12 protein-coding genes are annotated in these 13,268 nt (G+C 52.5%); 5 read left to right on the top strand and 7 right to left on the bottom strand.

The window, feature by feature from the left end:
* Nucleotides 1-464 precede the first annotated feature (464 nt).
* From OGV71_RS07225 to OGV71_RS07240, 4 genes are all read left to right on the top strand, one after another.
* On the top strand, nt 465-1,646 hold the full coding sequence (locus OGV71_RS07225; protein WP_003840591.1) for an MFS transporter: 1,182 nt from the start codon (nt 465-467) through the stop codon (nt 1,644-1,646).
* Entirely contained in the window at nt 1,615-2,574 is a 960-nt protein-coding gene (gene yidZ / locus OGV71_RS07230; RefSeq protein ID WP_003023837.1) for an HTH-type transcriptional regulator YidZ, read from the top strand. Before OGV71_RS07225 ends, yidZ begins: the two co-directional genes overlap by 32 nt.
* 166 nt (nt 2,575-2,740) lie before the next feature.
* On the top strand, nt 2,741-3,487 hold the full coding sequence (locus OGV71_RS07235; protein WP_204583152.1) for a 4'-phosphopantetheinyl transferase family protein: 747 nt from the start codon (nt 2,741-2,743) through the stop codon (nt 3,485-3,487).
* Nucleotides 3,488-3,517: 30 nt separating this feature from the next.
* Complete coding sequence (locus OGV71_RS07240; RefSeq protein WP_003023832.1) at nt 3,518-4,084, top strand: NADPH-dependent FMN reductase; 567 nt, start codon at nt 3,518-3,520, stop codon at nt 4,082-4,084.
* A 54-nt stretch (nt 4,085-4,138) separates the two neighbouring features.
* Here OGV71_RS07240 and adeP read toward each other — a convergent pair whose 3' ends face one another.
* Entirely contained in the window at nt 4,139-5,476 is a 1,338-nt protein-coding gene (gene adeP / locus OGV71_RS07245; protein WP_003023830.1) for an adenine permease AdeP, read from the bottom strand.
* A gap of 167 nt (nt 5,477-5,643) precedes the next feature.
* On the opposite strand from adeP, the gene yieH reads away from it, so the two are divergent.
* Nucleotides 5,644-6,309, top strand: coding sequence for a 6-phosphogluconate phosphatase (gene yieH / locus OGV71_RS07250; RefSeq protein WP_032950596.1), 666 nt, complete (start codon nt 5,644-5,646; stop codon nt 6,307-6,309).
* An 84-nt stretch (nt 6,310-6,393) separates the two neighbouring features.
* Here yieH and phoU read toward each other — a convergent pair whose 3' ends face one another.
* From phoU to glmS, 6 genes are all read right to left on the bottom strand, one after another.
* Nucleotides 6,394-7,119 (bottom strand): phosphate signaling complex protein PhoU, encoded by a 726-nt coding sequence (gene phoU, locus OGV71_RS07255; protein WP_003023824.1) that lies wholly within the window; start codon nt 7,117-7,119, stop codon nt 6,394-6,396.
* 14 nt (nt 7,120-7,133) lie between these two features.
* A complete protein-coding gene (pstB, locus tag OGV71_RS07260) occupies nt 7,134-7,907 on the bottom strand; it encodes a phosphate ABC transporter ATP-binding protein PstB (protein WP_204583151.1) in 774 nt (257 codons plus the stop codon).
* A gap of 46 nt (nt 7,908-7,953) precedes the next feature.
* Nucleotides 7,954-8,844, bottom strand: coding sequence for a phosphate ABC transporter permease PstA (pstA, locus tag OGV71_RS07265; protein ID WP_003023819.1), 891 nt, complete (start codon nt 8,842-8,844; stop codon nt 7,954-7,956).
* On the bottom strand, nt 8,844-9,803 hold the full coding sequence (gene pstC / locus OGV71_RS07270) for a phosphate ABC transporter permease PstC (RefSeq protein WP_003023817.1): 960 nt from the start codon (nt 9,801-9,803) through the stop codon (nt 8,844-8,846). The genes pstA and pstC overlap by 1 nt, the downstream gene beginning before the upstream one ends.
* Nucleotides 9,804-9,947: 144 nt before the next feature.
* Nucleotides 9,948-10,988 carry a phosphate ABC transporter substrate-binding protein PstS gene (pstS, locus tag OGV71_RS07275; protein ID WP_003023814.1) on the bottom strand — a complete coding sequence of 347 codons (1,041 nt, stop codon included), beginning with the start codon at nt 10,986-10,988 and terminating at the stop codon, nt 9,948-9,950.
* A gap of 334 nt (nt 10,989-11,322) precedes the next feature.
* A complete protein-coding gene (gene glmS / locus OGV71_RS07280) occupies nt 11,323-13,152 on the bottom strand; it encodes a glutamine--fructose-6-phosphate transaminase (isomerizing) (RefSeq protein ID WP_204583150.1) in 1,830 nt (609 codons plus the stop codon).
* Nucleotides 13,153-13,268: the final 116 nt, after the last annotated feature.

Raw genomic sequence — 13,268 nt, forward strand, 5'->3', positions numbered from 1 at the left:
AGTTATCAATAGATTATGTATGGTTTTGCGTCCCACAGTTCCCTTTTTATATGTAAATTAACTTTACCAAGCTCAAATACTATCAAAAAAAAAGATGGCTTAGACATAGTGGCACTGAAGCAGTGAGCCTTCCACTAACATCGCACCTTCGAGTTTTATGCGCACCGCATAAAACAAAGCAGTATCCTGCTTTTGTGTCCTTGAATGTGCCCATAGCCATGGTTTCAAGGCAACGTATCGCTGATAGATTAACGAGTTAGCTCGATTTTCCAGCTTCTGTATTGTTGTGTTGCCCGGTGGCGCGATGCTTGCCGGGCCTACAGGCCCCATAGGCCGGATAAGGCGTTTACACCACCATCCGGCAACAACAATTTCCCATGCGGAAATCACTGTTGTCCAAATGGCAACTCGTACTGTTGACTCTCTGACCGTATGCTTAGCGCCACATTTCTCATGAGGTCGCTATGACACGCTTTCTAATCTGCAGTTTCGCCCTGGTTCTTCTTTATCCTGCCGGTATTGATATGTATCTGGTGGGGCTGCCCCGTATTGCGGCCGATCTACAGGCCAGCGAGGCGCAACTGCATATCGCGTTTTCGGTTTATCTGGCGGGAATGGCGACGGCGATGCTTTTCGCCGGAAAAGTTGCCGACCAGTCAGGACGTAAACCAGTCGCTATTGTCGGTGCACTCATTTTTATTTTCGCCTCTGCGCTGTGTTCATTTGCTGAGAGCGGTACGCCGTTCCTGGTAGGCCGCTTTATTCAGGGTGTGGGCGCCGGCTGCTGTTATGTGGTGGCTTTCGCTATTCTGCGCGATACGCTCGACGATCGTCGCCGGGCGAAGGTACTGTCGTTGTTGAACGGTATTACCTGTATCGTGCCGGTGCTGGCTCCGGTGATGGGGCATCTGATCATGCTCAAATACCCGTGGCAGAGCCTGTTCTACACGATGATGGGAATGGGTGTGGCTGTTTGCCTGCTGTCGGTGTTTGTCCTGCGAGAATCGCGCCCAGCAACGCTTATGGCGACGATGGAAAAGAACCACACAACCGAATCACTGGTAAACCGCTTTTTCTTAAGCCGTCTGGCCATTACCACCCTCAGCGTATCGGTGATCCTGACCTTTGTGAATACGTCTCCGGTGCTGCTGATGGAAGTGATGGGCTTCGACCGCGGCGAGTACGCCACTACCATGGCCATGACCGCTGGCATCAGTATGGCGGTCTCTTTCTCTACGCCATTTGCTCTGAGCGTGTTTAAGCCTCGCGTTATGATGCTGACCTCGCAGGTGCTGTTTCTGTGTGCAGGCGTGGTGTTAACCCTTGCTACTTCACACGCGGTAACGTTGTTCGGGTTAACCTTAATCTGCGCCGGATTCTCGGTCGGTTTCGGTGTTGCGATGAGCCAGGCGCTGGGACCGTTCTCGCTGCGCGCGGGCGTCGCCAGCTCGGCATTAGGTATTGCACAGGTTTGCGGTTCCTCGCTGTGGATTTGGCTGGCGGCTGTTCTTGGCCTTGATGCGCTGAATATGCTGATCGGGATTCTGATTGGCTGTAGCATAGTGAGTATCATGCTGATTATCACTGTTGCACCTAACCGGTCCGCGCCAACTCATGAAGAAATCCCTCAGCAGTCTCGATCTTAATTTATTGCTCTGCCTGCAGCTGTTGATGCAGGAACGCAGCGTCACTAAAACCGCTAAACGGATGAACGTCACACCGTCGGCGGTCAGTAAGTCGCTGTCGAAGCTGCGGGCCTGGTTTGACGATCCCTTGTTTGTGAACACCCCGCTGGGGCTATCGCCGACGCCGCTGATGGTCAGCATGGAGCAGAGCCTGGCTGAATGGATGCAGATGGGCAATCAGCTGCTCGATAAGCCGCACCATGAATCGCCGCGCGGGCTGAAGTTTGATCTGGTGGCCGAAACGCCGCTGGTGATGATCATGTTCAACGCGCTCTCCCGGCAGATTTACCAGCGCTATCCTCAGGCGACGATCAAAATACGCAACTGGGACTATGATTCGCTGGATGCCATTATTCGCGGTGAAGTGGATATTGGCTTTACCGGACGCGAAAGTCATCCGCGTTCGCGAGAACTGCTGAGTTTGTTGCCATTGTCGATCGACCATGAAGTGCTGTTTTCCGATCTGCCCTGCGTCTGGCTACGTGAAGATCATCCCGCACTGCAGGAAGAGTGGAATCTGGACACCTTTCTGCGCTATCCGCACATCAGCATTAGCTGGGAGCAAAGCGATACATGGGCGCTGGATGAAGTCCTGCAAGAAATGGGGCGCGCACGCAATATCGCGTTATGTCTGCCTGGTTTTGAGCAATCGCTGTTTATGGCTGCGCAGCCAGATCACGCGCTGATTGCCACCGCACCGGTTTATTGCCAGCGTTATAACCAACTCCACCAGCTTCCACTCGTTGCGCGGCCGATGCCATTTGATACGGCGCAACTGGAAAAAATGCGCGTACCGTTTACTCTTCTTTGGCATAAACGCAACAGCCACAATCCTAAGATCGTCTGGCTAAAAGACACGATCAAGGCGCTTTATCGCGATATATCCTGACGATCCGTCATTTTGGTGTTTCTAAATCGACCATTCTGGCAACAGAAATGTAAATATCGCGTAATGTATCCCATTTCCGCTTATTTTTTGGGCAGCAAAGCCTGCCCGGAAGCCGTGTAAATGTTACTCTGGTGATAATCACGGACCATTAATCACGGAGCGAAAAATGGCGACACATTTTGCCAGAGGGATTCTTACGGAGGGACACCTGGTTTCAGTTCGTCTCCCTACTCCATGTCACATTGAAGCAAGAGATCTACCCGCCCACCGCCGAACACGCTTCCTGGCCTCCCGAAGTCTTCTCGCCGAACTGATGTTCATGCTTTACGGCACCAGCACGTTGCCTGAGATTGTTACTGAGGCGAAAGGTAAGCCCGTTTTTCGCGATAAGAATCTACCGGGATTTTCGATTTCTTATGCCGGGAATATCGTCGGCGTTGTGCTAACGACTGAAGGAACGTGCGGCCTGGATATGGAACTTCAGCGGGCAACCCGCGGGTTTAACAATCCAAATTCAGCGGAAACGTGGCGCTTCTCCAATAACGAAAACCTGTGGATCAATAATCAAAACGACCCCAATGAAGCGCGCGCGCAGCTCATTACATTGCGCCAGAGCGTACTCAAACTCACTGGCGATGTATGCAATGACGATCCGCGCGAACTCCAGCTTTTACCCGGCGCAGGACGCCTGAAATGTGCCCATGTTGCGCAGATTGAAGCCATTTGCGATGCGGAAGATGTGCTGGTGTGGTCGGTTGCGGTTACGCCAACCATTGAAAAACTCAAGGTTTGGGAGTTTGATGGTAAACAGGACTGGAAAAGTTTGCCTGATATCCAGACTCGCGCCAATGAGCCAACGGGTCGTCTGATCCGGTTCTCTCAATTATGCGCAGCGAAAAGCCATACGCTTTGATTTAACCTTCATGATGAAACAGGAGTCACCATGTCTGAAACATTGAATGTTGTTACGTTACTGGGAAGTCTGCGCAAAGGTTCGTTTAATGGAATGGTTGCCCGTACACTGCCCAAGATTGCTCCCGCAGGAATGGAAGTGAGCGCGTTACCGTCGATTGGTGATATCCCACTGTACGATGCCGATCTCCAGCAGGAAGAAGGTTTTCCGGCCAGCGTAGAAGCACTGGCTGAGCAAATCAGAAAGGCTGACGGTGTCGTCATCGTCACACCTGAATATAACTATTCTGTTCCGGGCGGACTGAAGAACGCCATCGACTGGCTGTCTCGCCTGCCCGATCAGCCATTATCCGGCAAACCGGTGCTGATCCAGACCAGCTCCATGGGTGCCATTGGCGGCGCGCGCTGCCAGTACCATCTGCGTCAAATCCTGGTGTTCCTCGACGCCATGGTAATGAACAAGCCGGAATTTATGGGCGGGGTCATTCAAAACAAGGTGGATCCGCAGACGGGTGAAGTGATTGACCAAAGCACGCTGGACCATCTGACCGGCCAGTTGACCGCATTTGGCGACTACATCCAACGCGTGAAAGCCTAAAAGAAAACGCCCGCCAGCAACGATGCCTGGCGGGCAGTTGTCCAGACCGATATTTTAGTGCGCGTCGATAAACACAATCTTCAGTACAAACAGCAGCGCGACAACGATGACGCACGGGCTGAGATCGCGGAAACGTCCAGTACCGATTTTCATCACGCAGTAAGAGATAAAGCCCAGCGCAATACCTTCGGTAATTGAGAAGCTAAACGGCATCATCACAGCGGTAATAAACGCCGGAACCGCTTCAGTCAGATCATCCCACTTCACGCGTGACAGGCTTGATGTCATCAGGACGCCAACGTAAATCAGCGCACCTGCTGCTGCATAGCCCGGTACCATACCCGCCAGCGGCGACAGGAAGATAACCAGCAGGAACAGCAGGCCAACGACGACTGCCGTCAGGCCGGTACGGCCACCAACCGACACCCCGGAAGAGGATTCAATATAGGCGGTAACGGAAGAGGTCCCGATAAACGCCCCGGTAACCGACGACACGCTATCCACATACAGCGCCTGCTTCATGCGTGGGAACTTGCCCTTCGCGTCCGCCAGACCGGCTTTATCCGTCACGCCAATCAGCGTACCGGAGGAGTCAAACAGGTTGACCAGCATGAACGAGAAAATCACACCCGCCAGGCCAATGTTAAACGAACCGGCCAGATCGACATGTCCGATAACGGACATCACGCTCGGCGGTGCAGAAACGATACCGTTGTAATGGACATCGCCCAGCATCCAGCCCAGCAGCGTGGTTACAATGATGGAAATCAGCACCGCCGCATGAATGTTACGTGACGCCAGAATCGCGATGATAAAGAAGCCCAGAATACCGAGCAGTACGCTGTGGGACGTCAGGTTACCGATAGACACCAGCGTGTCTTTGTTGGCGACGATAACACCTGCGTTTTTCAGCCCCATCATGCCGATGAACAGACCGATACCGCTGGTGATCCCCACTCGCAGACTAACTGGGATATTAGCAATCATCCAGTAACGTACGCGGAAAATGGTCAGCAGCAGCAGACCTACCGCGCCCCAGAAGATAGCACCCATACCGATCTGCCATGACAGGCCCATCGCGCCGACGACCACGAAAGCGAAAAATGCGTTCAGGCCCATAGCAGGCGCAAGTGCGACCGGCAGGTTAGCAAATAGCCCCATCAGGATGCTACCAAAGGCAGCAATAAGGCAGGTGGTAACAAAGACGGCGCTGGTATCCATGCCAGCCACGCCAAGAATTTGCGGGTTAACAAAAACGATATACACCATCGTCAGGAAGGTGGTTAAACCGGCGATCACTTCGGTCCGTGCCGTCGTGCCATGTTCGCGCAGTTTGAACACGCGTTCCAGCATCCCCTGGCCAGAAGCCTGGGTTGTGTGTTGTTGACTCATTATCAATTTCCGAACAAGGAGGGAAAATTCGTCGCTATCCTATACCAAAATGCGACAATAGGGTTGGGTTATGAGCAACTTTTTTCATTGATTTTGCTTATACGGCAACGATTGCGTCGCCCAATAATGCATTACGAAAACGTTAAACTTGTTAAAACGGAAATGACATGTCCCAGATAGAAGCCGTATTTTTTGACTGTGACGGTACCCTTGTCGACAGTGAAGTGATTTGTTCTCGCGCGTATGTCAGCATGTTCCAGGCGTTTGGCATTACGCTCGATCTTGAAGAAATTTTCAAACGCTTCAAGGGGGTAAAGCTGTACGAGATCATCGACATTATCAACGAAGAGCACGGTGTCGAACTGGCAAAAGCCGATTTAGAACCGGTTTACCGCGCTGAGGTCGCACGTCTGTTCGATACCGAGCTGGAAGTCATTGCTGGTGCGAACACGCTGCTGGACAGCATGGCTGTGCCAATGTGCGTGGTGTCTAACGGTCCGGTCAGCAAAATGCAGCATTCGCTGGGTAAGCTGGGCATGTTGCACCATTTTCCTGATTTACTGTTCAGCGGCTACGATATCCAACGCTGGAAGCCCGATCCGGCCCTAATGTTCCATGCGGCAAAAGCAATGGACGTTAATGTTGAGAACTGCATTCTGGTTGATGATTCCAGCGCAGGCGCGCAGGCGGGGATTGCGGCGGGGATGGAAGTGTTCTACTTCTGCGCAGATCCGCATAACAAACCGATCGATCATCCCAAAGTCACGACTTTTACCGATCTGGCACAGTTGCCGGAATTGTGGAAGGCGCGGGGTTGGGATATTACCCGGTAATTTTTTGTAGGCCCGGTAAGCTTGCGCCACCGGGCAATTGCCGGATGGCGCTAACGCTTATCCGGCCTACTTTCTACGTTTTTATCACTCTTTAGGATCTTTGCCCGCCAGCAGCTTATCCAGCTCATCGCCGCCCACGTGACGGAAGTCTTGTCCCTTCACGAAATAGAAGATGTATTCGCAGATATTCTGGCAGCGGTCACCGATACGTTCGATGGAACGTGCGCAGAACAGCGCGGTCAGCACGCTTGGAATGGTACGTGGGTCTTCCATCATATAAGTCATCAGCTGACGCACGATGCCTTCATACTCCTGGTCGACTTTCTTATCTTCGCGATAAATACGTACCGCTTCGTCGAGATCCATACGCGCAAACGCATCCAACACGTCGTGCAGCATCTGCACGGTGTGACGACCCAGCGACTCCAGACTTACCAGCAGCGGCTGGTGCTGTTGCGAGAACTTCTCCAGCGCGGTGCGGCAAATTTTATCTGCCACGTCGCCAATACGTTCCAGCTCAGCGATGGTTTTGATAATCGCCATCACCAGACGCAGGTCGCTCGCTGTCGGTTGACGCTTGGCGATGATACGCACGCAGGCTTCGTCGATCGCCACCTCCATCATGTTGACGTTCTTATCGCCTTCAATGACGCGCTTCGCCAGCTCGCTGTCCTGGTTGTGCATCGCCGTGATTGCATCAGAAAGCTGCTGCTCGACCATGCCGCCCATGGTCATCACCTGGGTACGGATGCTTTCCAGCTCTGCATTGAACTGGCCGGAAATATGTTTATTAAGGTTAAGGTTATCCACAACAAGCTCCTGAATCAGCCGTAACGACCGGTGATGTAATCTTCAGTTTGTTTCTTCGCGGGCTTGGTGAACAGATCGTCCGTGTTACTGAACTCAATCAACTCGCCCAGGTACATAAATGCCGTGTGATCGGAACAACGCGCAGCCTGCTGCATGTTGTGGGTAACGATAACGACGGTGTAATCCTCTTTCAGCTCAGTGATCAGCTCTTCGATACGCCCGGTAGAAATAGGGTCGAGCGCTGAACATGGCTCATCAAGCAGAAGCACTTCCGGGCGAATGGCGATGCCACGCGCAATACACAGTCGCTGCTGCTGACCACCCGAGAGAGAGTACCCGCTCTGGTGTAATTTATCTTTGGTTTCATTCCACAATGCGGCCTTGGTCAATGCCCACTGCACGCGTTCGTCCATATCCGCACGCGAGAGTTTCTCAAACAGACGTACGCCAAAAGCGATGTTGTCGTAGATGGACATCGGGAACGGCGTGGGCTTCTGGAATACCATGCCCACTTTGGCTCGCAGCAGAGCGATATCCTGGGTATTGGTGAGAATATTGTCGCCATCCAGCAGAATTTCACCTTCCGCACGCTGCTCCGGGTACAGTTCAAACATTTTGTTGAACGTACGCAGCAGCGTCGATTTACCACAGCCAGAAGGACCGATAAACGCCGTTACCTGGTTTTTAGCAATATCCAGGTTGATGTTCTTCAGGGCATGGAATTTGCCATAGTAGAAGTTCAAATCACGAACCCGAATTTTACCTGGGGCAGTATCAACCATACTCATTTCAATCTTTTCCTCATCCGGCGCCGCATCAGCCACGCCGTAAAAATTAACCGTGTTTCTTCTTCGCGAAAATGACGCGCGCCAGAATGTTCAGCAGCAGTACGCACAGGGTAATAATCAGTACCCCAGCCCAGGCCAGTTGCTGCCACTCAGCAAACGGGCTCATCGCAAACTTAAAGATAGTGACCGGCAGGTTGGCGATAGGCTGCATCATGTCGGTGCTCCAGAACTGGTTGGAGAGCGACGTAAACAGCAGCGGAGCCGTTTCACCTGCGATACGAGCAATTGCTAACAGAACACCTGTAATGATCCCCGAGACAGATGCCTTCAGGGTGATCGCAGAAATCATCTTCCATTTCGGCGTACCCAGTGCATAGGCGGCTTCACGCAGACTATCTGGCACCAGCTTGAGCATGTTCTCTGTGGTACGAATAACAATAGGCACCTGCAGCAGCGCCAGCGCGATCACGCCCGCCCAGCCGGAGAAATGCTCCATTTTTGCTACCACTATGGTGTAAACGAACAGACCGACCACGATGGATGGTGCAGAAAGCAGAATGTCATTGATAAAGCGGATGACCTCAGCCAGCCAGGACTTACGTCCATACTCCGCCAGGTAGATACCCGCCATAATGCCGAGCGGGGTACCAAACACGGTCGCCCACAGAATCAACAGACCGCTACCGGCCAGGGCGTTCGCCAGACCACCGCCCGCCGTATTCGGCGGCGGCGTCATTTCGGTGAACAGCGCCAGCGACATACCGTCAATACCGCGGGTGATCGTGGACATCAGGATCCAAATGAGCCAGAACAGACCGAACGCCATGGTCGCCATAGAGAGCGTCAGCGCGATGCGGTTTTTCAGACGACGACGCGCCTGCATTTTACGGCGGGATTCCGCAAGCTGAGCGGTGTTTTGCATTTCAAGCGTAGCCATTAGCGTGCCCCCTCGTTCTTCGCAAGGCGCATGATCATGAACTTAGACGCAGCCAGCACGATGAAGGTGATCACAAACAGAATCAGACCCAGCTCCATCAACGCTGCAACGTGCAGCCCAGATTCCGCTTCGGCAAATTCATTCGCCAGCGCAGAGGTAATACTGTTGCCCGGCATGTACAGCGAGGCGCTATCGAGCTGGTAGGTGTTACCGATGATAAAGGTCACCGCCATGGTTTCACCCAGCGCACGCCCCAGACCCAGCATCACGCCGCCAATTACACCGTTTTTAGTGAACGGCAGGACGATACGCCAGATAACTTCCCAGGTGGTACAGCCGATGCCGTAGGCCGACTCTTTCATAAGTACCGGCGTTTGTTCGAACACATCACGCATAACCGCCGCAATGTACGGGATGATCATGATGGCGAGGATCACGCCAGCCGCCAGAATACCGATACCAAAAGCTGGGCCGGAGAACAGTGCGCCAACAAACGGAATGTTGGAAAGGATGTTTCCGACCGGCTCCTGGAAATAAGTCGCAAACAGCGGGGCAAAGATAAACAGCCCCCACATGCCGTACACGATACTCGGAATTGCCGCCAGCAGTTCAATAGCGATGCCCAGCGGGCGACGCAGCCAGCCAGGTGCAAGTTCAGTCAGGAACAGCGCAATGCCGAAACTCACCGGAACGGCAATCAACAGTGCAATAAGTGAGGTAACCAGCGTACCGTAAATCGGTACTAAAGCACCGTAGATATCGTTCGGTGCATCCCAGTCTTTGGTCCACAGAAAGGAGAAACCAAATTTCTGAATGCTTGGCCAGGAGGAGATAACCAGAGAGACAATAATGCCACCCAACATCAATAGCACAATCAGCGCAGCCAGTCTTACCAGCGCGCTGAAGATCATGTCACCCTTTTTACCCGGTGGGTTAAAAGCAGGCTTGGTTGCAGCCATAAATCACTCTTTAAGTTAAACGCGTTTACGAAGTTGCCCATGCCGGATGGCGCTACGCTTATCCGGCCTACAAAGCGGGCCTACAGTCGAAACCGTAGGGCGGATAAGCGTAGCGCCATCCGCCAACTCGTTAAAGATATTCTATTAGTACAGCGCTTTACCGCTGCTGTCTTTCACGTTGGTCTTCCATGCAGCACGAACCTGCTCAACCACGCTGTCCGGCAGGCTGGCGTAATCCAGGTCGTTAGCCTGTTTGCCGCCATTTTTGTACGCCCAGTCGAAGAACTTCAGCACTTCTGCGCTCTGCTCTGGTTTCTTCGACTCTTTATGGACCAGGATGAAGGTGGTGGAGGTGATTGGCCACGCGTCGTCACCTTTCTGGTTAGTCAGATCCTGAGCGAAAGTTTTGCTCCAGTCAGCGCCTTTTGCGGCGTTAGCAAAGCTCTCTTCTGTCGGGCTTACCGGTTTGCCATCAGCAGAGACCAGCTTGGTATACGCCAGGTTGTTCTGCTTAGCGTAAGCGTACTCAACGTAACCGATAGAACCCGGCAGACGCTGTACGAACGCAGCGATACCGTCGTTACCTTTACCGCCCAGACCGGTCGGCCAGTTCACAGTAGAGCCGGAACCAATTTTAGATTTCCACTCTTCGTTTACTTTTGCCAGGTAGCTGGTGAAAACGAAGGAAGTACCGGAACCGTCAGCGCGACGCACAACGGCGATATTCTGTGAAGGCAGCTTCAGACCCGGGTTCAGTTTGGTAATGGCTTCATCATCCCACTTCTTAATTTTACCGAGGTAGATGTCACCCAGCGTTTTACCGTCCAGCACCAGCTCGCCGGATTTCAGGCCCGGGATATTCACAGCCAGCACTACGCCACCGATCACGGTCGGGAACTGGAACAGACCTTCTTGCGCCAGTTTTTCGTCAGACAGCGGTGCATCAGAAGCGCCGAAATCAACGGTATTGGCCGTAATTTGTTTTACACCACCGGAGGAGCCGATACCCTGGTAGTTTACTTTGCTACCGGTCTCTTTCTGATAGGTATCTGCCCATTTGGCATACACTGGCGCAGGGAAGGTTGCACCTGCACCTGTCAGGCTCGCTGCTGCAAACGCAGAGAACGCGCTCATGGATAAGGTCGCGGCGACAACAGTTGCGACAGTGGTACGCATAACTTTCATAATGTCTCCTGCACGGTTTTCGTAAATCGTTGTTTGAGTTGCTACTGTGAGCAAAATAGGACAAACAGGTGACAGTTAAATGTACGAAATATGACAGTTTTATGACAACGAAAAATACGGGAAGCTTTTTATCTAAAAACACATTTAAAACAAAAAGTTAGTCACCATCATGACAATAACATTTCGTTAAAATTTTCTTTTTATGACACTGAAAACAGTAGTTGAAGATGACGGTTTGTCACATAAAACAGGCGGGATAATTGATTAAAAACAGAACAAGTTTAAAAAAATGCCCCACTTGTAGCAGGGCATTTCCAGTTCAGCTAAGCACGGATTACTCTACGGTAACTGACTTCGCCAGGTTACGCGGCTGATCGACGTCGGTGCCTTTAATCAGTGCCACATGATACGCCAGCAGCTGCAGCGGAACGGTGTAGAAGATCGGTGCAATCACCTCTTCCACATGCGGCATCTCGATGATGTGCATGTTTTCGCTGCTGGTAAAGCCAGCGTCCTGGTCAGCAAAGACGTACAGCTGACCGCCACGGGCGCGAACTTCTTCAATGTTGGATTTCAGTTTTTCCAACAATTCGTTGTTCGGCGCAACCACGATAACCGGCATATCGGCATCAATCAGCGCCAGCGGACCGTGTTTCAGTTCACCTGCGGCATAAGCTTCAGCGTGAATATAAGAGATCTCTTTCAGCTTCAGCGCGCCTTCCAGCGCAATTGGATACTGATCGCCACGGCCGAGGAACAGCGCATGGTGTTTATCAGAGAAACCTTCTGCCAGAGCGGCAATGCGTTTGTCCTGGGACAACATCTGCTCAATACGACTCGGCAGCGCCTGCAGACCGTGAACGATCTCCTGCTCAATAGACGCATCAAGGCCTTTCAGACGGGACAGTTTCGCCACCAGCATCAGCAGAACGGTCAGCTGAGTGGTAAATGCCTTCGTGGAGGCCACACCGATTTCGGTACCGGCATTGGTCATCATCGCCAGGTCAGATTCACGCACCAGAGAGGAGCCCGGAACGTTACAGATAGCCAGCGATCCCAGATAGCCCAGCTCTTTGGATAAGCGCAGCCCCGCCAGAGTATCCGCCGTTTCACCAGACTGAGAAAGGGTAATCATCAGGCTGTTACGACGCACGGCAGATTTGCGATAGCGGAATTCGGAAGCGATTTCGACATCACAAGGAATACCCGCCAGCGATTCAAACCAGTAACGGGATACCATACCGGAGTTGTACGACGTACCGCAGGCGATAATCTGGATATGCTCAACCTGAGACAGCAGCTCGTTGGCACGCGACCCCAGCTCGCTTAAATCCACTTCACCGTGGCTAATGCGCCCGGTCAGCGTATTTTTAATCGCGTTCGGCTGTTCGTAGATCTCTTTCTGCATGTAGTGGCGATAAATACCTTTTTCGCCCGCGTCATACTGCAGATTCGATTCGATATCCTGACGTTTAACTTCTGCGCCAGACTTGTCGAAAATAGAGACAGAACGACGAGTCACTTCCGCGATGTCACCCTCTTCCAGGAAGATGAAGCGACGGGTTACCGGCAGCAGCGCCAGCTGATCGGAAGCGATGAAGTTTTCGCCCATACCCAGACCAATCACCAGCGGGCTACCAGAACGGGCCGCCAGCAGGGTTTGCGGATTACGGGTATCCATGATCACCGTGCCGTAGGCACCGCGCAGCTGCGGAATAGTACGCAGCACGGCTTCACGCAGCGTTCCACCCTGTTCCAGTTCCCAGTGCACCAGGTGAGCAATCACTTCGGTGTCGGTTTCAGAAACAAAGGTATAGCCACGCGTTTTCAACAGCTCACGCAGTGGTTCATGGTTTTCAATGATGCCGTTATGCACCACAACAATGTGTTCAGAAACATGGGGATGCGCGTTCGCTTCTGAAGGTTCACCGTGTGTCGCCCAGCGGGTGTGAGCGATACCTGTACCACCATGCAACGGATGTTCTTCCGCAGCAGCAGTCAGCATCTGCACTTTACCCAGACGACGCAGACGGGTCATGTTACCTTCAGCATCGACGACGGCCAGACCAGCAGAGTCATAACCACGATATTCCAGACGACGTAAACCTTCGAGAAGGATTTCAGCTACATCACGCTGCGCGATAGCGCCAACAATTCCACACATATTTTTTGATTCCGAATTTAGGCATTATGCCTGTCGTTGTCGCTGACCTGTATTTGCCCATTTCGGGCGCCCCGAGCCTTGTAGAGAGTGGGGTTATTTTTATGGTACTGCTTGTT

This window comes from Citrobacter sp. Cf088, from assembly GCF_030334295.1.
GTDB classification, from domain to species: Bacteria; Pseudomonadota; Gammaproteobacteria; order Enterobacterales; family Enterobacteriaceae; genus Citrobacter; species Citrobacter freundii.